The sequence below is a fragment of the Microbispora hainanensis genome, from assembly GCF_006874475.1.
In the GTDB taxonomy this organism is placed as follows: Bacteria; Actinomycetota; Actinomycetes; order Streptosporangiales; family Streptosporangiaceae; genus Microbispora; species Microbispora hainanensis.
This window is the reverse complement of the sequence record NZ_VIRM01000003.1, coordinates 1-22,001: the sequence shown is the minus strand read 5'-3', so window position 1 is coordinate 22,001 and position 22,001 is coordinate 1. Positions and strand designations below refer to the sequence as shown.

17 protein-coding genes are annotated in these 22,001 nt (G+C 71.4%); 9 read left to right on the top strand and 8 right to left on the bottom strand.

Features of this window, described 5'->3' with window-relative positions; translation table 11 throughout:
• Positions 1–17 precede the first annotated feature (17 nt).
• The 4 genes from FLX08_RS03025 to FLX08_RS03010 all read left to right on the top strand — a co-directional run bounded on the left by FLX08_RS03025 (position 18) and on the right by FLX08_RS03010 (position 3,945).
• Complete coding sequence (locus FLX08_RS03025) at positions 18–545, top strand: cell division protein SepF (protein ID WP_142616642.1); 528 nt, start codon at positions 18–20, stop codon at positions 543–545.
• 83 nt (positions 546–628) lie between these two features.
• On the top strand, positions 629–916 hold the full coding sequence (locus tag FLX08_RS03020; RefSeq protein ID WP_142616865.1) for a YggT family protein: 288 nt from the start codon (positions 629–631) through the stop codon (positions 914–916).
• Between the two features lie 49 nt (positions 917–965).
• Complete coding sequence (locus FLX08_RS03015) at positions 966–1,829, top strand: DivIVA domain-containing protein (RefSeq protein ID WP_142616641.1); 864 nt, start codon at positions 966–968, stop codon at positions 1,827–1,829.
• Positions 1,830–1,875: 46 nt separating this feature from the next.
• Positions 1,876–3,945: a hypothetical protein gene (locus FLX08_RS03010; protein WP_142616640.1), complete on the top strand. Its 2,070-nt coding sequence runs from the start codon at positions 1,876–1,878 to the stop codon at positions 3,943–3,945.
• A 212-nt stretch (positions 3,946–4,157) separates the two neighbouring features.
• Here FLX08_RS03010 and ileS read toward each other — a convergent pair whose 3' ends face one another.
• Entirely contained in the window at positions 4,158–7,316 is a 3,159-nt protein-coding gene (gene ileS, locus FLX08_RS03005) for an isoleucine--tRNA ligase (RefSeq protein ID WP_142616639.1), read from the bottom strand.
• A 696-nt stretch (positions 7,317–8,012) separates the two neighbouring features.
• Between ileS and FLX08_RS03000 the strand changes: the two genes are divergently transcribed.
• The 3 genes from FLX08_RS03000 to FLX08_RS02990 are packed head-to-tail and all read left to right on the top strand — an operon-like array spanning position 8,013 to position 9,938.
• Positions 8,013–8,405 carry a TraR/DksA family transcriptional regulator gene (locus FLX08_RS03000; protein ID WP_142616638.1) on the top strand — a complete coding sequence of 131 codons (393 nt, stop codon included), beginning with the start codon at positions 8,013–8,015 and terminating at the stop codon, positions 8,403–8,405.
• Between the two features lie 53 nt (positions 8,406–8,458).
• On the top strand, positions 8,459–9,016 hold the full coding sequence (lspA, locus tag FLX08_RS02995) for a signal peptidase II (protein ID WP_244312299.1): 558 nt from the start codon (positions 8,459–8,461) through the stop codon (positions 9,014–9,016).
• Complete coding sequence (locus FLX08_RS02990; protein WP_142616637.1) at positions 9,009–9,938, top strand: RluA family pseudouridine synthase; 930 nt, start codon at positions 9,009–9,011, stop codon at positions 9,936–9,938. The genes lspA and FLX08_RS02990 overlap by 8 nt, the downstream gene beginning before the upstream one ends.
• A gap of 125 nt (positions 9,939–10,063) precedes the next feature.
• Here the strand turns inward: FLX08_RS02990 and FLX08_RS02985 are convergent, their stop codons facing one another.
• Both FLX08_RS02985 and FLX08_RS02980 read right to left on the bottom strand, forming a co-directional pair.
• Positions 10,064–11,674: a serine/threonine-protein kinase gene (locus tag FLX08_RS02985; protein WP_142616636.1), complete on the bottom strand. Its 1,611-nt coding sequence runs from the start codon at positions 11,672–11,674 to the stop codon at positions 10,064–10,066.
• Between the two features lie 92 nt (positions 11,675–11,766).
• Positions 11,767–13,692, bottom strand: a complete 1,926-nt coding sequence (locus FLX08_RS02980) for a protein kinase domain-containing protein (protein WP_142616635.1) — start codon at positions 13,690–13,692, stop codon at positions 11,767–11,769.
• Positions 13,693–14,097: 405 nt separating this feature from the next.
• Between FLX08_RS02980 and FLX08_RS02975 the strand changes: the two genes are divergently transcribed.
• On the top strand, positions 14,098–16,872 hold the full coding sequence (locus FLX08_RS02975; protein WP_142616634.1) for a M14 family zinc carboxypeptidase: 2,775 nt from the start codon (positions 14,098–14,100) through the stop codon (positions 16,870–16,872).
• 64 nt (positions 16,873–16,936) lie between these two features.
• Positions 16,937–18,367, top strand: a complete 1,431-nt coding sequence (locus FLX08_RS02970; RefSeq protein ID WP_142616633.1) for a M1 family metallopeptidase — start codon at positions 16,937–16,939, stop codon at positions 18,365–18,367.
• Positions 18,368–18,450: 83 nt separating this feature from the next.
• Here the strand turns inward: FLX08_RS02970 and FLX08_RS02965 are convergent, their stop codons facing one another.
• The 5 genes from FLX08_RS02965 to FLX08_RS02945 all read right to left on the bottom strand — a co-directional run bounded on the left by FLX08_RS02965 (position 18,451) and on the right by FLX08_RS02945 (position 21,776).
• Entirely contained in the window at positions 18,451–19,086 is a 636-nt protein-coding gene (locus FLX08_RS02965) for a response regulator (protein WP_142616632.1), read from the bottom strand.
• The gene (locus FLX08_RS02960) at positions 19,083–20,222 is read right to left on the bottom strand and encodes a sensor histidine kinase (protein ID WP_142616631.1); all 1,140 of its coding nucleotides are present in this window, start codon (positions 20,220–20,222) and stop codon (positions 19,083–19,085) included. The genes FLX08_RS02965 and FLX08_RS02960 overlap by 4 nt, the downstream gene beginning before the upstream one ends.
• Complete coding sequence (locus tag FLX08_RS02955) at positions 20,162–20,617, bottom strand: hypothetical protein (protein ID WP_142616630.1); 456 nt, start codon at positions 20,615–20,617, stop codon at positions 20,162–20,164. Before FLX08_RS02955 ends, FLX08_RS02960 begins: the two co-directional genes overlap by 61 nt.
• Before the next feature lie 2 nt (positions 20,618–20,619).
• Complete coding sequence (locus FLX08_RS02950; protein WP_142616629.1) at positions 20,620–21,156, bottom strand: hypothetical protein; 537 nt, start codon at positions 21,154–21,156, stop codon at positions 20,620–20,622.
• A 134-nt stretch (positions 21,157–21,290) separates the two neighbouring features.
• Positions 21,291–21,776 carry a hypothetical protein gene (locus FLX08_RS02945; protein ID WP_142616628.1) on the bottom strand — a complete coding sequence of 162 codons (486 nt, stop codon included), beginning with the start codon at positions 21,774–21,776 and terminating at the stop codon, positions 21,291–21,293.
• Between the last annotated feature and the right edge of the window lie 225 nt (positions 21,777–22,001).

Here is a 22,001-nt window from a genome sequence, read left to right as displayed (position 1 = left end):
GCGGAGGACGACGAGCGATGGCCGGCGCGATGCGCAAGATGGCGGTCTACCTCGGTCTCGTGGAGGACGACCGCTACGAAGACAGGTATGCGGCAGAATACGGCACCGACGAGGACTACGGCGACGAGGAGTACGAGTCGCCGCGGCGCGGCTTCGCCGGGCCCTCGGGCACGCACTCGGGGCCCCTGGAGCGCGAGGACGACACCGAGACGGCCGTCCCCGCCCCGCGTCCTCCCACGACCGTGCTCGAGCGCCGTACGACCGATCTGGCGCGTATCACCACCCTGCATCCCCGCACGTACAACGAGGCGCGCACGATCGGCGAGCACTTCCGTGAGGGCACGCCGGTCATCATGAATCTGACAGAGATGGTCGACAGCGACGCAAAACGCCTTGTCGATTTCGCGGCAGGTCTCGTCTTTGGCCTACACGGCAGCATCGAACGTGTTACCAACAAGGTGTTCCTGTTGTCCCCCGCCAACGTTGAGGTGACCGCCGAGGACAAGGCCAGAATCGCGGAACGCGGCTTCTTCAACCAGAGCTAGAGTTCCCTACATGAACAGTGACCGGCAGAGCGGTGCCCGTGCGGCCCGAGGACGGCTGGACCGAGGGGAGGCGGGGCTCGACCGTGGGGATCATTAGTGAGATCTTGGTCATCGCCCTGACCCTCTTCCTGGTCCTGCTGATCGGCAGAATGATCATAGATACGGTGCAGGCGTTCGCCCGCGGCTGGCGGCCCACAGGGGTCGTCCTGGTGCTGGCGGAGGTCGTTTACACAGTGACCGACCCACCTCTCAAGTTCCTCCGCCGTTTCATTCCGCCCCTCAGGTTGGGTACGGTGGCCTTTGACCTGAGCTTCACAGTGCTGTTCATTGTGGTTTTGGTCTTGATCCAAGTCGTGAACGCGCTTCGTTGATCGGGTACCGTCCGACCGGACAGACTCCAAGCGCGCCAAGGAGACCCAAATGCCGTTGACGCCCGCTGATGTGCGGAACAAGCAGTTCAGTACCACCCGGCTGAGGCCGGGGTACGACGAGGAGGAGGTCGACGCTTTCCTCGACGAGGTCGAGGCCGAGCTGGACCGCCTCATCCAGGAGAACGAGGAACTCCGCGCGAAGCTGGCCGAGTGCCTCAGAGGCAAGGTGCCCGGAGGCATGGGCATGCCCGGCTCCATGCAGATGGCTCCCGCTCCCGTGGCCGAGCCGAAGCCCGAGATGATGGCGCCCCAGCCGGAGCCGATCAAGCCTCCGGAGCCGGCCCGCCCCGAGCCGGTTCCCGTCGGCATGGGCCTGCCGCCCGCCGAGGACAACATGGACACCGCGGCCCGCGTGCTCGCCCTCGCCCAGCAGACGGCCGACCAGGCGATCGCCGACGCCCGTCGCGAGGCGGACGAGACCGTGACCCGCGCCCGTCGTGAGGCCGACGACATCCTCGGCAAGGCCCGCCGCCAGGCCGAGCAGATCATCGGCGACGCCCGCGCCCGCGCCGAGACGCTGGAGCGCGACGCCCAGGAGCGGCACCGCCAGGCCATGGGCACCCTCGTGCAGACCCGCGACGAGCTGGAGCGCAAGGTCGAGGAGCTGCGCAGCTTCGAGCGCGAATACCGCAGCCGTCTCAAGCTGTACCTGGAGAACCAGCTCGCCGAGCTCAACGTGGCCGGTGAGGGCAGTGGAGGCTTCCCGATCGTGGGCGCCGCCCCGGCCATGGCCCACGCCGTCGCCCCTGCTCCCCAGCAGATGGGCGGGGCCCCCAACCCGTTCGGCCAGGAGCCCTCGCAGCACTCCGGCGCCTTCCCCGGACCCGACGGCCCCCACAACGACCGCCGGTAAGCAGTGGCGGGTCCCCACAGGGACCCGATAGCTCGGAGAACCCCCCGTGATCCTCATCAGTGCCGCCCTGGTCCTCGCCGCAATCGTCCTGCTCATCGCAGGCGTCGTGCTGGGGACGCCCCCTCTCGTGATGTGGTCGATCGTCGTCAGCGTGCTGTCGGCGGTCTGTCTGCTGATCGGGGCACTGCTGAGGCGCCACGAGCTGTTCCCTGCCGGTGGGCGTGCCGCCGAGGGAACCGCTCCCACCCCCCAGGGTTCGTCCGTGCCCCAGCTCGCGCACGTCGGTGCCGTGAGCGGGGCGTACGGCGGAGCCCTTGCCGGGGCACCGGCGCATCCGGTGGCCACGCCCATGCTGGCGGCCCCACCGGTCACACATCACGGGGCATTGCCCCCGCAGACCTTCCCGTCCCCGCCACCCCAGCGGACGGGACCGATCACGCGGCCGCCGGCCGGTTCCGGCCGGGGCCTCGCCCCCGACGCGATCGTCCTCGTGATCCCCGGGCGCAAGCGCTTCCATCTGGCCACCTGCCGCCAGCTCGCCGGGCGTGAGACCGAGGAGCTGACGCACGAGGAGGCCCGCGAGGAGGGCTTCACGCCCTGCACCACCTGTCTCCCCGAGGTCTCCACCCGTACGGGGGAGCCGGAGGAGGCCCCATCCCGCGGCGACACATCCCGCGGCGACACAGCCCGCGACGAGAGCCTGCGCGCGGAAGCCGCTCCCACGACCACCACGCCTTCGGCCGGGACCTCCGGCACGACCGGCAGGACCCCGTCCCGCTCCACGCCCGCTGATCGTGAGCCGCCTGTCGCGCGGTTCCCTCAGCCCGGCGTCCCGGGGCCGCGCCTGCCCGAGTCGCCCGGTCCAGAGTCCTCCGGCCCCGGCACATCCGTTGCCGGCGAGGCGGGTGCCACGGTCGTTCCCCCCGCGTCCGGCTCTTCCGCAGCCGCCCCTTCCACAGAGGGATCGTCTGCGCCGTCCGACGACGAAGCGCGCGAAGAGCCCCGCGAGACGGCGGAGAAAACGTCCGGGAAGATCGCCGGCACCGAGGCTACCGACCAGGACGACACGACTTCCGAGGCCGGCGCCGGACCCAGGGATGGCACGCACACGCCCGTGGACTGGTTCGGCCGGCGCGCGGCGCAGGAGTCCGGCTCCGAGACGACGCCGCAGCGGCCCGCCGCCTCCACCCCGCCGTCCTCGTCTTCCGCCTCGTCTTCCGCCGCGCCTTCGGGATCGTCGTCCGGTTCCTCCGCGTCGTCCCGGCCTTCTGCCACGTCATGGTCCGCACCGGCCTGGTCTTCGCCGGCGACGGGATCGGCACCGGGCCGGCCGGACGACGAGACGGACGAGTCGCTCACCGACACCGCGGAGCACGGCTGGTTCAAGCCCGGCATGTTCTCCCAGCCGTGGGACCCCGCGAGGTCCACGGCGGGCGCCGGGGAGGCGACAGAGGACACCCCGTCGCCGGAGGACGGCGAGTCCGGCGGACCCGCCGCCAAGGGCAAGGCCAAGGGCGCGGCTGCGGCCTCGCCGCGGCCGGCCGCCTCTCCCCGGGCGGACGGCAAGCAGGCCCGTGACGACCAGAACGACTCCGGGACCGCGGACGCCGGCACGGCGTCCGGACCGGAGGATTCCCCCACGCCCCCGCGTGCGGGGGCCCGGAAGCCGGTGGAGCCGGCAGAGACCCGCGGATCCGGGCGCGCCGGATCCGCGGCCTCGGCCGGCTCCACCTCCGGCCCGGCACCCGCCGCCGGGAGCACCGCCAAGCGGGCTGGCGCCTCCAACGAGGAGGACGGCGCGGGCGACGGCGATCGCGCCGCCACTACGGCCCGTCCAGGCAAGGCGGCCACGTCCCGCCCCGGCGGTACGGACACGGACCGCGAGGACCGTGGCGGGTCCGGCGACGAGACCGGTCAGGATCGCGCCGCCGACGCGGCGGAGCCGTCCGCGGACGGGGACGCGCCGGTGCGGGTCATGATCGGCACGCGGCGCTACCACGAGGACGAGTGCCCCCTGATCAGTGGGATGGGCGACTCGGGTATCGAGACCATGACGCGGGCCGAGGCCGACAAGGCCGGCCTCACCCCCTGCTCGGTCTGCCAGAACGAGAGTTAGCACCCTCCCCCCGGCTCGAAGCCCGGAGGAGAGCCGGGCCCAGCCGCGTGGCGGGCGATCCGCGGCAGCGGCTCGTGGTGCTCGTTCCCGCCGTAGACGGAGCCGCCGAGGCGGCGGTCCACCTGCCGGCGACCTGGACGCGTGCCGGGGCGCACGCCCCGTTGTGACGCCGATGGGGCCGGTCGGCGCGACCGGCCCCATCGGTGACGGGATCAGGCCTTGCGGAGGCGGAAGGACAGGCCGAGGTCGGCGTCCTCGTGCACCGGCAGGTCCTCGTCCGGGGCGCCCTCGGTGAGGCTCGCCGCCAGCACCTCCTCGGCGACGGCGTCGCCGCTCTCGCGCAGCGCCTCGGCCAGCTCGCCCTTGGCCGACCAGCACAGGTGGATGCGGTCGGTGATGGACAGGCCGGTCGACTTGCGGGCCTCCTGGACGAGCCGGATCACGTCGCGGACCAGGCCGGCCCGGCGCAGTTCGTCGGTGATCGCCAGGTCGAGCGCCACGGTCTCGCCGGTGCCGGTGTCCACCGCGCCGGTCTCCACGGCCCAGCCGGACTTCGGCTGCTCGGTGACGATCACGTCGTCCGCGCCCAGCTCCACCGTGCCGAGCTCACCGGCGTCGACCGTCGCGGACCCGCCCGAGCGCAGGGCGCGGGCCAGCTCCGCCGGGTCGGCGCCCGACACGGCCGCCGCGACCAGCTTGGTCTGTGAGCCGAACCGCTTGCCGAGGCTGCGGAAGTTGGGCTTGACCGTGAACGTCACCAGGTCGGCGGAGAACCCGGACAGGTCCTCCAGCCGCTGGACGTTGAGCTCGTCGGCGATCAGGTCGCGCAGCTCGCCGGGGAGCGCGGCCCAGCCGGGAGCGCCGACCAGGGCCCGGCCGAGCGGCTGGCGGGTCTTGACCGACGACGAGGCACGCGCCGAGCGGCCCAGCTCCACGAGCCGGCGCACCAGCGCCATCCGCTCCGACAGCTCGGGGTCGAGCAGCGCGGTGTTCACCTCGGGCCAGGTGGCCAGGTGCACCGAGGCCGGGGCGTCCGGGTCGCGCAGCACGTCCCACAGGTAGTCGGTGAGGAACGGCACGAGCGGGGCCATGAGCCGGGTGACGGTCTCCAGGCACTCGTAGAGCGTCGCGAAGGCGGACGCCTCACCGGACCAGAAGCGGCGGCGCGAGCGGCGGACGTACCAGTTGGACAGGTCGTCCAGGAACTCGGTGAGCCGGCGCCCGGCCCGGGCGGTGTCGAACTCCTCCATCGACGCGGTGACCTCGGCCACCGTGCGGTGCAGCTCCGCCAGCGCCCACCGGTCGATCAGCGGCCGGTCCGCGTACGCCGGGGCCTCGGCTCTCCGGGCCGGGGACCATGACTCGGCGTTGGCGTAGAGCGTGAAGAACGACGCGGTGTTCCAGTAGGTCAGCAGGACCTTGCGGACGATCTCCTCCAGCGCCGCGTGGCCGATCCTGCGCGGGGCCCAGGGGGACCCGGAGGTGGCCATGTACCAGCGCAGGGGGTCGGCGCCGTGCTGGTTCATGAGCGGCATCGGCTGCAGGACGTTGCCCAGGTGCTTGCTCATCTTGCGGCCGTCCTCGGCGAGGATCAGGCCGAGGCAGAGCACGTTCTCGTACGACGACCGGCCGAACACCAGCGTGCCGACGGTCATCATCGAGTAGAACCAGCCGCGGGTCTGGTCGATCGCCTCGCAGATGAACTGGCCGGGGAAGGAGCTCTCGAAGACGTCCTTGTTGACCAGCGGCGCGCCCCACTGGGCGAACGGCATGGCGCCGGAGTCGTACCAGACGTCGATCACGTCGGGCACGCGCCGGGCCTCCGCACCGCACGTGGGGCAGGGGAAGGTCACGTCGTCGACGTACGGGCGGTGCGGGTCGAGGCCGGTCAGGTCCTGGCCCGCCAGCTCGCCCAGCTCCTTGAGGGAGCCGACGCAGGTGACGTGGTCCTCGTTCTCGGAGCAGACCCACAGCGGCAGCGGGGTGCCCCAGTAGCGCGACCGCGACAGCGCCCAGTCGACGTTGTTGCGCAGCCACTCGCCATAGCGGCCGTGCTTGATCGTCTCGGGGAACCAGTTGGTGCGCTCGTTCTCGGCGAGGAGCTGGTCCTTGATCGCGGTGGTCCTGATGTACCAGGACGGCAGCGCGTAGTAGAGCAGCGGAGTGTGGCAGCGCCAGCAGTGCGGGTAGCTGTGCTCGAAGTGCTCGCCGCGGAACAGCAGGCCGCGCTCGCGGAGGTTTTCCGTCAGCGGCTCGTCGGCGTCCTTGAAGAACATGCCGCCCACGAACGGCACGTCCGGCAGGAAGCGGCCGTCCGGGCCGATCGGGTTGACCACCGGCAGGCCGTAGCGCCTGCAGACGGCCATGTCGTCGGCGCCGAAGGCGGGAGCCTGGTGGACCAGGCCGGTGCCGTCCTCGACCGTGACGTAGGTGCCGAGCACGACGTAGTGGGCGCCCTCGATGTCTACCAGGTCGAAGGGGCGCTGGTAGACGGTGTGCTCCAGCTCGGAGCCCTGGTAGGTGGCCAGCACCTCGGCGTCCTCGCCGAGGACCCGCCGCAGCAGCGGCTCGGCCACGACCAGCACCTCGTCGCCGCGCCGGGCCGCGACGTACGTGACGTCGGGGTGCACGGCGACGGCGGTGTTGGACACCAGGGTCCAGGGCGTGGTGGTCCAGATCAGCAGCGAGGCGCCCATCTCGGCCAGCGGGCCGGAGAGGACGGGCATGCGCACGTACACCGACGGGCTGGAGACGGTCTCGTAGCCGCCGGGCTGGCCGAGCTCGTGGTCGGACAGGCCGGTGCCGCAGCGCGGGCAGTACGGAGTGATCCGGTGGTCGCGGAACAGCAGGTCCTTGTCCCAGACGACCTTGAGCGACCACCAGACGGCCTCGACATACTGGGGGTCCATCGTGCGGTAGGCCTGGGACATGTCGACCCAGTAGCCCATCCGCTCGGTCATCTCCTCGAACGCGTCCACGTGCCGCAGCACCGACTCGCGGCAGCGCGCGTTGAACTCGGCGATGCCGTACGACTCGATCTCGGGCTTGCCGGACAGGCCGAGTTCCTTCTCGACGGCGACCTCGACCGGCAGGCCGTGGCAGTCCCAGCCGGCCTTGCGGGGCACGTGGTAGCCGCGCATCGACTTGTAGCGGGGGAAGACGTCCTTGAAGACGCGGGCCTCGACGTGGTGGACGCCGGGCATGCCGTTGGCGGTCGGCGGGCCCTCGTAGAACACCCAGGTGGGGCCCTCGGCGTTCTGCTGCAGCGAGCGCTCGAAGACCTTCCCGTCCCGCCAGCGTTCGAGGACCTCGTGCTCGAGGGCCGGCAGGTCGACCTGCGCGGGAAGTGAGCGGAAATAGTGGGAAGACATCGTCGGGCGGGACCTCCACGCGGTGGCTGTGACAGCGCTGCTGACATGGCGTGAAGGGACGAAGCCGGCGACGGCTCCGCGGTACCACCCTTCTTGACGACCGGCCTGGCCGGGCGCCCTCTCGTTTTCTCTCCGCTGCCGGTTCTACTCGGCCGGGACGGCCTTTCTTCCGGCGGCTCCGGGGTGATCTTCCCTGCGCGGCCCGCCCCGGGCTCACACCGTCCCCGGGTCGCTGAGCGGGCGGATGCGGAGGTACTCGTCCCCATCAACGCCTTGCAGACTACGACGATAACGCAACGCGGGCGGAAGGGCTTCCCGATATGCGCGCGACGTTCGGGGTGAGACCGGGCTCGTCCCGGGAATAGGGAGGAACACGCGCAGACCCCGCGATTGTTGTGAGGGTGTGCGGGTGGGCCCCGGCGGCCGTCGGAAGGACGACCGGTGGCGGTCCGCGGGCCTTCGTCTCGGGATCCGGGGCATGGTCCCGGTGGCACCGTCCGCGACAAACTGATCGATACAGAGCGTGACGAGGAGGAGCTGGCCGAATGCCCCAGCCCGGTACGGATGGGGTAAAAGCCTCGGCGAGTCCGTTGCCGATTCGTTATCGGCGACTTATTCTGCCCGGACCGGCTCGAATCGCACCCGCTCGACGGGTGCCCTGAGCCCGACGGGTTCTGGGCGAAGGGGAGGCCCGCAATGACGCGCACGGCGAGAACCGCCATCAGTGACGACGTCTGGTCCGGCGAGGAGCTCGCGGAGGTCGGCGAGCGGCTGCGGCACGAGATCGAGGAACTGCGCGCCGACATCGCCCGGGCGGAGGAGCAGCTCGCGTCCGGAGACGTGAGCCAGGGCGCGGGGGACGATCCGGCGGACGCCGGGGCCAAGACCTATGAGCGTGAGCGCGAGATCGCCCTTACCCTGAATGCGCGCGACCTGCTCGCGCAGAACGAGCGGGCGATCGCCCGCGTCGAGGCAGGGACTTACGGAGAGTGCGAATCGTGCCACAAGCCGATCGGCAAGGAGCGTCTTCGGGCATTCCCGAGGGCGACGCTGTGCGTAGCGTGCAAGCAGCGGGAGGAGCGCCGCTGAGCGGTGCACCGCCGCGGCCCGACCGCGCGCGGAAGATCGCTCTCCTCGTTGTCGTGGCCGCGGTCGTCTACGTGCTCGACCAGGTCAGCAAGTTCCTCGTCGTGGAGTTCCTGGAGCACGAGGAGCCCCTCACCGTCGTGCCCGGCGCGCTGGTGCTGACCGTGATCCGCAACGCCGGCGCCGCCTTCAGCATCGGCACCGGCATGACGATCGTGTTCACGGTGATCGCGCTGGCCGTCGTCGTCGCGATCGTGCGTACGGCGCGGAAGCTGCACAGCCTGCCCTGGGCGATCACGCTGGGCCTGCTGCTGGGCGGTGCGGTCGGCAACCTGACCGACCGCATCTTCCGGTGGCCGGCCCCCTTCCAGGGGCATGTGGTCGACTTCATCCAGGTGTTCCCGGTCACCCGCTTTCCGGTGTTCAACCTCGCCGACTCGGGCATCGTGTGCGGCGGTGTGCTCGCCGTGTTCCTCGCCTGGCGCGGCTACCAGATCGACGGCACCCGCCAGACGGACACGCCGGAGCCGGTCGAGGACCGCGGGCGGAGCCACACGGAGGGTGAGGCGGACACGCAGGCCGGCGAGCCGGCGAGGGAGCGGACCGATGGGTGACCAGCGCAGCCTGCCCGTGCCGGACGGCCTGGAGGGCGAGCGCCTCGACGCCGCCCTGGCCCGCCTCTTCGGCTTCTCCCGCACCCGTGCGGCCGAACTGATCGCCTCCGGGGACGTGCTGGTCGACGGCGCCGTCCCGGCGAAGTCCGACCGCGTCCACGCCGGGGCCTGGCTGGACGTCACGATCCCGCCGCCGCCCGCCGCGCCGATGCCCGTGGCCGAGCCGGTGCCCGGCATGACGATCCTGTACGAGGACGACGACGTCGTCGTGGTGAGCAAGCCGATCGGCGTGGCGGCGCACCCGACCGTCGGCTGGACCGGCCCCACCGTGATCGGCGGCCTGCTCGGCGGCGGCCACCGGGTGTCCACGAGCGGCGCCGCGGAGCGGCAGGGCATCGTTCACCGGCTCGACGCCAACACCACCGGCGTCATGGTCGTCGCCAAGAGCGAGCGGGCCTACTCGCACCTCAAGCGGGCGTTCAAGGAACGCACGGTCGACAAGCGCTACCACGCGCTCGTCCAGGGGCACATGGACCCGCTGCGGGGCACGGTCGACGCCCCGATCGACCGGCATCCGGCGGGCGACGGGCGCTTCGCGGTGGTCGCCGGAGGCAAGGACTCGGTCACGCACTACGACACGATCGAGGCGTTCCGGGCGGCGTCGCTGCTCGACATCAAGCTGGAGACCGGCAGGACCCACCAGATCCGGGTCCACATGGCCGCCCTCAGGCACCCGTGCGTGGGCGACCTGCTGTACGGCGCCGACCCCACCCTCGCCGCCCGCCTCGGCGTGGGCCGGCAGTGGCTGCACGCGGTCTCGCTGTCGTTCGAGCACCCGGCGACGGGCGAGTGGATGACCTTCACCAGCGACTACCCCGCGGACCTCGCCCACGCGCTGGAGATCCTCGCCGACGAGGGCTGAGCCTGCCCCGGCTCCGCAAGCTCCAGGGGCTTTGAGGACGGGCGGTGCGCCGGCACGCAGGGTTCCCCCGGCCAGCCGAGCGGGTGTCTGGCCCCGGCGCCGGGGCCTTTCGGAGTCGGCTGGAGTCAGGCCGCCCAGTCGTTTTCGGGCTGGGTGTAGCCGTCGGGGATGTCACCGAGGTTGCCGGGGTCGCCGGGGTCGCCGGGGTCACCGGTGTCGTCGGTGGTGGGCTCCCGGCCCTCGTCTTTTCCCTGGCCCCCACCCGCGCCCTGGGACGGCTTGGCGCTGCCGCCGCCGTTCCCGGGCTTGCCGGCGGATCCCTTGTCGTTCCGCTTCGCCGGTGGAGACCCCTTGGGCTTGCCGGCGCCCTTGGACGCGGCCCCCGTGGGCTTGTCCTTGTGCTTTCCCCCGCCGGGCTTCCCGGGCGGCCTCCCGGCGGACCTGCCGGCAGCCCCGCCGCGATCCTCCGTACGGTGCCCGCCTGCGGCGCCGGGGTTCGCCACCGGCTGGGTGGCCGTCTTCTCCGCTCCGCGGCTCCCGGCCCGCTTACCGGTCTCGGCGGCCTCGGCGGTCTTGGGCTCGGCGGTCCTGGTCGCGAAGACCGTCACCGTGGGCGTGCTCACCACGGCGGTCCCCCTCGGGTCGGCCGGAAACCTGGCGGTGGCGAACGCGATCGCGCCGGCCACCAGCCCGACGAGCGCGACGAGTGCCCCGGAACCCGCCGCCAGCGCCCACGGCCTGCGCCGTCCGCGCACCGGTGCGGGCACCGGGACCGGTGTCGGGGTGCCCTCGCCGAAGGACACGGGCGTGGGGGCGGAGACGGGAGCCGAAGGCGAGGTGTCGAAGACGGGCATCAGCCGGGCGAGCCGGGGCGGCTGGCGCGGGCGCGGCACGACCGGGTCGGTCACCTGGCCGGTGGCCACGGCGTACAGGTGCTGCGCGACGTACGCCGCGGTCATCCTGCGGGCCGGGTCCTTGACCAGCAGGCCCTCGATCACCGGTGCCAGCGGCCCGGCGTTGTGAAGCGGGCCCGCCTCCTCGTACATGACCGCGGCGAGCGTCGCCAGCGCGTGCCCCCGGTGGAACGGCGAGCGCCCCTCGACGGCCATGAACAGCGTCACTCCGAGCGACCACAGGTCGGACGCCCGCTGTGCCTGCCGTCCCGCCGCCCGTTCCGGTGCGATGAACGCCGGGGTGCCGATCAGCATGCCGGTGCGGGTGACCGGTGAGTCGTCCTCCATCGCGGCGATGCCGAAGTCCGTCAGCACGACCCGGCCGTCGTCGGCGAGCAGCACGTTGTCGGGTTTGACGTCCCGGTGCAGCACCCCGTTCGCATGGGCGACGCGCAGCGCGGCCAGCACCTGGGACCCGATCTCCGCCACCCGCCGGGGCGGCAGCGGGCCCTCCTCGTGGATGACCGATCCCAGCGTCCGGGACGGGATCAGTTCGAGGACGATCCAGGGATAGCCGTTCTCCTCGAAGGCGTTGTACACCGCCGCCACGCCCGGATGGCTCAGCCGCCCGGCGGCCCTGGCCTCGCGGAAGGTCCTGATGGTGAAGACCTCCCGCTCCGCGCCGGTGAGCCCGGCCGACGCGAGCAGCTCCTTGACGGCAACCTCCCGTTCGAGCACCTGGTCGACGGCTCGCCACACGGTGCCCATGCCGCCCCGCCCCAGCGGCTCGATCAGGCGATAGCGTCCTGCCACGACACGTTCGGAGGTCTGCGCTTCAGCCATGGTGTTCGCGCTACCCGTCTTGGGCGAACGCATGCGAGGTCATTGCCCATCCGGGCGAATTCCCTCTCGACCTGCCGATCTTCCCCGGATCGTCAGGCCGGCTGGAAGGTGCGCGTGAAGGCCTTGAAATAGGACAGGCCGGATGTCCACCGGGAGTCGGCGGCCTGCCAATAGAGCATGATGGACCGGCCGTCGCCGAGCCTGAAGGCGCGGTCGATCACCCGCACCTTGCCGAAGCTCGGTGTGAACGTGAACTCCCACTCCGCCGACTCCACCCCGAGGTAACGGCTCGTCCTGTAGGCGATGCGCTCGTAGCCCGGCAGGTAGCCCCGCTTGGTCGAGTTCATCTCGACGATGCGCAGGGCCGTCACCGGATCGGGGTCCTCCCACGGCGTCAGGTCCACCTGCAGGTAGTCGCGGTTGTTCGGATGGTGGAAGCGCACCCGGTCGCCCTCCCTCCCGAACGGGACCCAGCCGGAGGGCAGGGCGATGGAGAAGCCCAGCGCGTCACGGTGGATCTTCCACCCCTTCGGCGGCGTGACCGCGGCGGGCGTGGAGGATGCGGGCGACGGCTCCTGCGAGGGATCCTCTGACGGTTCCGCCGCCGGCGTGGGATCCTCCGACGGCGTGGCCGGCTCGGGGGAGACGCTCGGTGAGATGTCCCCCGACGGGTGATCGGTGCCCGTGGTGGGGCCGATCTCCGTGGGTGTGGGGTCCTGGGCGAGGGTCCCGTCGCCGGCCAGCGAGCGGTAGCCGTACCAGCCGCCCGCGACGGCGGCCACGAGCAGCAGCGGTAACACGACGAGCAGGATCACCTTGGCCGGGGTCTCCTTGGCCGCGGAGCCACGTCCCTGAGCACCCGGTGCGGGGTACGCGCCGGCCCGGCTTCCCGGCGGAACGCCGGGACCGCCGGGACCGGCGTGGCCCGCGTGTACCCCTCCGCCGTTCGGTGCCGTGGGGTGGCCCGCCATGCCCGTGCCGCCGCCGGGGCCCGTGGGCCCCTCGGGACCGGCGCTCCCGGGCCACATGGCCGTGCCACCGTGCGGCGGGGTTCCGTGCGGCGGGGTTCCGTGCGGCTGCGGGGGACCGGACGGAGGCTGCGACGGCCCGGACGGTGCGCCGCTCCACGGGCCGGGCTCGGGCCGGTTGTGCGGGAGACCGGGGGCGGCAGCGGCGGGGGCAGCGGTGGTCGCAGGGGGTCCGGATGCGGCCGTCACGGCGGCGTTGAGCAGGGCCGCGGCCTCGGCCGCGCCCATGCGCCGCGCCGGGTCCTTGCGCAGCAGCCCTTCGAGCACCGGCCTCAGGGCACCCGCCCGCTGGGGCGGGGCCGGTTCGTCGTGCAGGATGGCGGCCAGAGTGGCCACGGGCGTCTTGCGGTCGAACGGGGTCGCGCCCTCGACGGCGGCGTACAGCGTCGCGCCGAGCGACCACAGGTCGGACTCGGGGGTCGCGGGCTCGCCGTTGAGCCGCTCGGGCGGCATGAACGCGGGGGTGCCGATGATGCCGCCGGTCATGGTGAGCCCGGCCTCCTCCGGCATCGTCGCGATGCCGAAGTCGGTGAGCACCACCCGGGTCTCCCCGTTGAGCAGCACGTTCTCCGGCTTGACGTCCCGGTGCAGCACCCCGGCGGCGTGCGCCGTGCACAGCGCGTCGAGCACCTGCAGGCCGATCGCGGCGACCCGGGCGGGCGGCAGGGGGCCCTGGTCGCGCAGCACCTGGCCCAGCGACTGCGACCGCACGAGCTGCATCACGATCCAGGGGCGGCCGTCCTCCTCGATGACGTCGTGGACGACGACGACGTTCGGATGGTCGATGCGGCCCGCCGCCCGCGCCTCACGGATGGTGCGGCGGTTGAAGGTCTCCCTGTCCTCGTCGGAAGTGGGGTGGTAGAGCACCTCTTTGACGGCCACCGCGCGGTCGAGCAGGTCGTCGTGGGCACGCCACACGACGCCCATGCCTCCGCGGCCGATCGGTTCGAGCAGGTGATATCTGCCCGCGACGCGGCGCTCCTCGTCCACCCTGTCCCTCCTCCGAACATCCTGAATGGTCCCACAGCGGAGCGCGCGGACGTCCGTCTTCGATCACACGATGCCCGGCGCCGGCGGGGACGTCGCGGGCCGCGCCGACCGGCTGTGACCGCCGCTGTGGCGGGCGAACCCGATGCCCAGTTGTTATCGGACGTTATAAAAGGGTGATTCGGACAGCCGCTGGCACATTGACTTGCGAAAACGCCATTTCTCACAGTTTCCGTTCGCGCATGGTTATGTTTCGCCGCGGCTTGTCCGGTTTATTCCGTTCTAATACTGTCCGCAGTGACTTTGTCGTTTCCCGGACGGGCGCTCTCCCACCGAGACCTCCCCGTCCCCCCGCCTGGAGGCGAGATGCGGTTACGCACATTGCTGTGCGGAAGATCCCCTTATGGCATGGCGCTCGGCGCCGCCGTCCTGGTGTCGGCCACGCTCACGCTGACGCCCGCGACCCCGGCGCTGGCCAAGCCGGGCGGCAAGCCGCCCGCGGAGTGCGACACCGACCCGAACGCCCACGTGGCCAAGGTGCCCTCCCCTGAGCAGTTCTTCGGCTTCCCGCTGGGCAAGGGCCAGCCCCGGGTGCTCACGACCGAAGAGATCGAGAAGTACGTGGAGGCCGTGGGCGGCGCCTCGGACCGCGTGGTCACGGGCACCGTGGCCCACAGCGTGACCGGCCAGGACCTGCCCTACGCCATCGTGTCCGACTCCCACAACATGGTCCCCGGGCAGCTCAAGAAGATCGCGGACCAGATCCGCTCGCTGCGCGACCCGAGGTCGCTGAAGGCGGACAAGGCGGCGCGCATCGCCGACGACTCGCCCGCCATCGTCTGGATCGCCGGCAACGTGCACGGCGGCGAGAAGAGCGGCGCCGACGCCGCGCTCAAGACCCTGTACGAGCTGGCCAGTGGCCTGTCCTGCGACGTCGCCAAGCGCAACGACAACCTGCTCACGGTCATCATGCCGACCCAGAACCCGGACGGCCGCGACGCGAGCCGCCGGACGAACGAGTACGGCTTCGACCTCAACCGGGACTGGTTCGCGCGCACCCAGCCGGAGACCGACGGCAAGCTCGAGATGCTGCGCCGCTATCCGCCGCAGGTCTTCGTCGACGCCCACGAGATGGGCGGCCGGCAGTACTTCTTCCCGCCGAACGCCGACCCGATCCACCACGAGATCGCCGACCAGCCGGTGGACTGGATCAACCGCATCGGCGCGGCGAACGCCGCCGGCTTCGGCTACAACGGCGCCTGCGACGACGTGGTCACCACCGAGTGCTACTTCAACTACGCGACGTACGACCTGTTCTACATGGGCTACGGCGACAGCGTCCCGGCCACGGGCTTCGGCGCCGCCGGTATGACCTTCGAGAAGGGCAGCTCCTCGGCGGTCGAAGACCGGGTGCAGCAGCAGTTCAACACCCAGTGGGCCACGACCGGCTGGGCCGCCGACAACCGGCGTGAGGTGCTGAACGGCTACTACTCGATCTGGCAGACCTCGCTCGCCGAGGGCGCCGCGGGCGCCCTGGAGCCGAACGAGGTCGTGCAGCCGGCCAACACCGTCCGGTTCCCGGTGCCCGACATCACGATCCGGTCCTACTTCCTGCTGCCCGACCGCCAGCTCGGCGACGTACGCCGGCTGGTCGAGCGGCTGCGCCGTATGGACGTCGAGGTCTACCGGGTGAAGAATCCGGTGAAGGTGCCCTCCGCGCGGGTCTTCGGCGGCCGGACGGCCAGTGACGTGACGGTGCCCGAGGGGGCCTACTGGATCCCCATGGACCAGCCGCAGAAGCACTGGATCCAGGCGGTCATGGGCGAGGACCCCTATGTCCCGTTCCCGTACTTCTACGACGTCTCCTCGTGGAGCAACCCGCTGCTCGCGGGCGTGGACACCATCTCCACCGGCGACGCGGTGTCGCCGAAGGCCGACCTCGTCAAGGACATCGACGGCGGCGTCGCCTCCAACGCGCCCAAGGGCGGGTCGTACGCCTACCCGATGGACTCCGCCGCCGCCTCCGAGCTGACCTTCCGGCTGCTCGGCGCGGGTGTGCCGCTCACGCGTGACGTCACCAGCGGGGTCGTCACCCTGCCCGAGACCGCCATGAAGCGCGGCGATCTGGACAAGCTCGCCCGCTCGCTGGGCGTGACGGTCGAGGGCGTCCGCGCCCCCGCCTCCGGCGCCGCGCTGCGCACCCCCGACGTCGGCCTGTTCGCCGGCACCGGCGTCTCCACCACCTCCGGGTCCTACGGCGAGGCCCGCTACGTGCTCGGCGCCCGCTGGGGTCTCGACCTCAAGCCGGTGACCACGGCCGACGTCAACGGCAACACTCCGGCGTTCACCGAGCGGACCGTCCTGCTCGTCCCGGACGGCAGCAGCTCCAACGGCGGCCTGACCGAGCAGGGCCTGGCCAACCTCAGGCAGTGGGTGGCCGCGGGCGGCACGTACGTCGGGCTGCGCAACGAGGGAACCCGGGTCGCCCGGGCCGCGGGCCTCACCTCCACGACGGAGAAGGCCAAGCCGACCGGCTACCAGGTCATCGGCTCGCACTTCCGGGTGGACGTGGCCCAGGACAGCCCGGTGTCGCTCGGCCGGCCGGCGGAGGACTTCCAGTTCAACAACGGCGACCCGATCCTCAACCCCAGCCAGACCGGGGTGAACGTGCTCACCTACCCCACGGACGACACCTTCTGGTCCAACGGCTACACGGTGGGCTCCGAGGCGCTCAAGGGCACGGCCTCTCTCGTCGACGAGCCGACCGGCGCCGGACACGCCGTGCTGTTCGCGTACAACCCGCTGTTCCGGGCGTACAACGAGAACGGGATCCACCTGCTCGCCAACGCCGTGCTCTACCCGGCGCCGCAGGCCTCGCCCCAGGCGAAGCTGCGCGTCGCTCCGGACGCGCTGCGCAGCGCCGCGGCGACGGCCGAGGAGCCGCCGAACCTCGGCGGCGAGTGGCGGCCGATCGTCATCCAGGTGGCCGACGCCGACCTGGCGCGGGCGCAGGCGGTGGTCGAGCGCTACACGGACACGGCGCAGACCGCGTCCGCGGACGGCTCGTCCTACATCACGATCCCGAACCCCGACGGCCTGTCCGCCGACGAGCACCCGTTCGTCCGCGACCTGGTCCGCGACCTCGGCGCGGCGGGCATCCCGCTCCGCTCCGTCGTCGCCTGATCCCACGTAAGACACCGGGCCGGGCGGCCGGTCTCCCGGCCGCCCGGACCTTGAAAGGAACCTCATGACCTCGTCCCGCTCGCGCCGGGCGGCGCGGCTCGGCGGCGCGGCCCTCGCGGCCGCGCTGCTCGCCGCCACCCAGGCGACCACGGCCCTCGCGGCCCCCGGCAACCCCGGAGCGCCGCGCTTCTCCGCGGGCGCCCCCTCGCTCGGCGACCCGTACTTCCCCGACCAGGGCAACGGCGGCTACGACGTGCGGCACTACGACGTCACGTTCTCCTACGACCCCGCCACCAAGGTCATGGACGCCACGACGGTGATCACCGCGGTCGCCACCCAGGACCTCGACCAGTTCGACCTGGACTTCCGCGGGCCGGAGATCACGTCGCTGAAGGTGGGCAAGCATCCGGCCGACTTCCGGCGGGACGGGCAGGAGCTCGTCGTCACGCCGCGGCCGAAGCTCAAGACCGGGGAGACGTTCACGGTCACGGTGACGTACGCCGGGACGCCGCCGGTGATCACCGACCCCGACGAGTCGATCGAGGGCTGGGTGCCGACCGACGACGGCGCCTTCGTGCCGGGCGAGCCGCAGGGAGCCCCGGCCTGGCTGCCGTCCAACGACAGCCCCACGGACAAGGCGACGTTCACCTTCCGTGCGACGGTCCCCGAGGGCGTCACGGTGGTCGGCAACGGCCGCCTGGTGTCCAAGACGACCGCGAAGGGCAGGACGACGTTCGTGTGGGACTCGGCCGAGCCGATGGCGACCTACCTCGCCACCGTGACGCTGGGGAACTTCACCGTGAACGAGACGACCACGCCGAGCGGCATCCCGGTCTACACCGCCGTGGACCCGCGTCTGGAGGCCCAGTCGGCCGCGGCCGTCGCCAGGATCCCCGACATCCTGGAGTTCTTCTCCTCGATCTTCGGGCCGTACCCGTACAACCAGGCGGGCGCCATCATCGACCGCGCGCCGGACGTCGGCTACGCCCTGGAGAGCCAGACCAAGCCCATCTTCTCCAGCGCGCCCAGCGTCGGCACGATGGCGCACGAGCTCGCGCACCAGTGGTACGGCGACAGCGTGAGCGTCGCCAAGTGGTCCGACATCTGGCTCAACGAGGGCTTCGCGACGTACGCGACCTGGCTGTGGACCGAGCACACCGGCGGCGCCACCGCGCAGCAGACGTTCGACAGCTCCAGCAACTACGGCCGGGCGGCGACCTCGTCGTTCTGGCAGGTCGTCACGGCCGACCCCGGCCCCGAGGACATGTTCGGCAACGTGCCGTACAACCGCGGCGCGATGACGCTGCACGCGCTGCGCGGCAAGATCGGCGACACCGCCTTCTTCACGCTGATCAAGGACTGGGCCGCCCAGCACCGGTATGGCAACGCGAGCACCGCCGACTTCATCCAGGCGGCGGAGAAGGTCTCGGGCAAGGACCTGAAGGCGTTCTTCGACGTGTGGCTGTTCCAGAAGGGCAAGCCCGCCTCCTGGTGACCCTCGTCCGGCGGCTCCCGTTCGCGGGAGCCGCCGGCTCTCCGCAGGCGCGGCTCAGGGACGCAAGCGCGGCCGGGCGCGGCTCAGGGACGCAGGTGCAGGGCGAGCTGGATGCGGTCGCGCAGGCCCAGCTTGCGCAGCACGCTCGACACGTGGTTCTTGACCGTGCCCTCCGTGATGAACAGCCGGGCCGCGATCTCCCTGTTGGCGGCCCCGGCGGCGACCATCCGCGCCACCTCCACCTCGCGGGCCGACAGCAGCTCCTGCCCGCGGAAGGCGACCGCGTTCACCGGCAGGTGCCGCAGCTCGGCGACGAGCCGGGCCGCCACCGGGCTGCCCAGCACGGTCTCCCCGCGGCTCACCCGGTGGACGGCCGAGACCAGCTCCTCCGGCGAGCAGTCCTTCAGCAGATAGCCGGTCGCGCCGCCGCGCAGCGCGCCGAAGATGTACTCGTCCTCGTCGAACGTGCTGAGCACGACGACCGCCACCTCCGGATGCGCGGCGGCCAGGCGGACGATCAGCTCCACGCCGTTCATGCCCGGCATGCGCATGTCCACGAGCGCCACGCGCGGGCGGCGGTCGCCGATCACCCGCAGCGCCTCGTAGCCGTCGGCCGCCTCGCCGGCGACCTCGATGCCGTCCTCGACCTCAAGCAGCTTGCGCAGCCCCTGGCGCAGCAGCGCCTGGTCGTCCACGAGCACCACCGTGACCGGCGTCATGCCCGCACCCCCGCCAGCGGCAGCTCGGCGCGCAACTCGAACCCGCCGCCCGGCCTGTTGCCGCCGGCCAGCGTGCCGCCGAGCGCCCTGGCCCGATCGGCCAGCGACGCCAGCCCGAAGCCGCCGCGCGACCCGTCGTCCCGGCCCGTTCCGTCGTCGCTGACCACGAGCGCCACCCGGCCGTCTCCGAACGTGAGCGTGCCGTGCACGTGCTCCGCCTTCGCGTGCCGCAGCGCGTTGGTGAGCCCCTCCTGCAGCACCCGATAGAGGACGAGCTCGGTGTCGGCCTCCAGCCGCCGCTCCTCGCCCCGCACCTCGAAGCTCACGCTGATGCCGGTGCCGTCGAACGACGCCGCGAGCCGTTCGAGCGCGGCGCTGCCGACGCGGCCGTCCAGCGCGAGCGGCCGCAGCGCACGCACCCAGCGCCGCGCGTCGGCCAGCGCCTCCACGGTGAGCTCCTTGGCCTGGCGGACCTCCGCCCAGGCGGCCTCGGGGCGGCGCTCGCGGAACCGCTCGGCGTTCTCCAGGCCCATCTTGATGACGGTGAGGTGGTGGCCGACCGAGTCGTGCATCTCCGCCGCCATCCGCGCCCGCTCCTCGGCGACGGCCAGCTCCCTGATCCGCTCCAGCAACCCCTGGGCCTCCTCGCGCCTGCGCCGCGCCTCACGTATGGACGCCACCATGCCCAGGACGAACGCGGAGAACATCGCCATCGAGGCGGCCTGGACCAGGCCGTCGGCGATCGTCGAACCGACGAGCGGAGGCGTGACGGCGCACAGGACCACGACGCACGACAGGATGGCCGTCGCGACGCGCATGCCGTACAGGAAGGCCAGGTCGGCCACCGCGAGCAGGATCAGGGGCAGGTGATATCCCGCCGAACCGGTGACCCCCAGCGTGAGCGTCGCCGCCAGGAACAGCGGCGCCACCCAGAGGCGGCCCCGCCCGCGGCTCCAGGGCAGGGCCGGCCAGAGCGCCGCGACCAGCACCAGGTCGGCGCCGAAGAGCGCGACGTGCGGCAGGGCGGTGGTGCGGGTCACGGCCGCCTGCACGAGGCCGGCGGTCAGGATGGCCGTCATCGCCCAGAACACGAAGTTGAACAGGGACGGCCGATCGGCGACACGGAGCCAATCCATACGCGCCATGGTCTCGACCCTAGAGAGATCCGGACCGGATGCAATCGCCCATCGGGACCATGACGATGGTCATGGCCGTGTCCCGCTCGACGCTCCATGCGCCGGTGATCGCGGCGAACCTGCCGCTGAGGTCGTCGCTCAGGAGCCGTGCATGAGGCAGGCCAGGGCGTCTTGACGATCTGGTTGGCGAACGTCACGGCCATCTGGTGGCGGACGACCATGTCCCGGCCGTGCATGACCGTGGTCATGTAGACCGCCATGCCGAGGATGCGGCCGATCTCACCGTTGGTGATCACCGAGCCCCCGCCGTACTTGTCGGCCGAGATGAACCGCTCGTCCAAAAGCAGCTCCGAGCGGACCTTCGGGTTGACCACGATGTAGCGGCCGGACTGCATATCTAGTTGTCCAGGACCAGGTTCGCGGCGACGATCGTCTCGTACGCCTTGAGGGCTCCTGGGCGTCGTCCCGCACGATCTTCGTGACGGTCTTGCCGCGCGGGTCGGCGGTGCCCTCCGCCGTGGTGATCAGGTTTGACACCTAACAGGTCTGCCTTCTCGGCGAGCTTGCGCGCGGCGCGCTCCTGAACCTTGGCGACCAGACCCTTGACGGCGTTCTGGACAGCCGCGATGTCCTCAACGCGGAAGTTGAAGCCGTCCGCCTCGGTGATCTTGATGTCGGTGTCGGTGAGGCCCAGCTCCTCGGGAGTGCCCAGGCCGTTCTGCATGTGGTGCGGGGTGATCGTCGGGTCCAGGATTTCCAGCGGCACGTGAACCGTGTCACCCTGGTTGCTGATCTCACCCTCGAAGTCGCGGTTGGCGACCAGGGCGCTGGCGAGGACCAGCATGCCCTCCAGGCGCACCTGGAGGTTCGCCGAGTAGATCTCCGGGACGAAACCAGGCTTCACCTGGCCGTGAGTGGCGGAGTCAAAAGCCATGAATGATGTCCAATCCGAGTGGGGCTATCTGGGGGAGAGGACTCAGATGAGCCCCTTCTTGAGGTCGTCAAAGAGGCCCTTGGCCTCGGCCTCAGCGATTTCCTTGGGCGTCATCCGCTTCAGATCGGCATGGGTCAGCTGACCCGGCTTGCTCTGTTGCTCTGCGGGCCGATCCCGATTCCCTGTGGGAACTTCGGCTGCTTGCGGGCTGCGAACTGAGCGGAGAACTGAGAGACGAAGTCACCGATCTCGTTGTCGTTGTCCTCGGTTTCGGACAAGAACTGGGAGACGTCGAGCTTGTCCAGCAGCGGCGTGATGTCCACGCCAGCCTTGGCAGCCGCAGCCGCAGCCGCAGCCGCAGCCGCAGCCGCAGCCGCAGCCTCAAGCTTGAGCTTGGCACGCTCTTTCGAGGTCGATTCCAGCGCGGCCTTGCGGCCCCGCCCCTCGGCCTCGGCAAGTGCCCGCTCCGCGTCGGTCATCTGCGCCTTGCGAAGCTCCTCCAGCTCACCACTGGCCTTCTGCCACTTCTTCTCGTGCTCCCGAGCGAAGTGCTTCCACTTCTCCAGCTCGGCCGCCAGGTCCTTTTCGCCGGCCTGGTCGGTTCGGCGGCGTCCCGCCATTGTCGGTGGCCTCACCAGAAGGGGAGTTGTCGGGCTGGCTGTTCTCGTTCTCGTCCATTGGGAAAAAGGGGGGCCTCTCCATGTCGGGTTGGGGGGCATCAAAAAAGCCACAGCCATGTCGGCTAGGGCCTCTGAAACGGTCAGTCGATTGGTTAGGGATGAAGAAGGTGTATTTCGGGCGTCGAGCTTGATTGGGTGGCTTCCGGAGGTAAGCTTCGAAGAGTG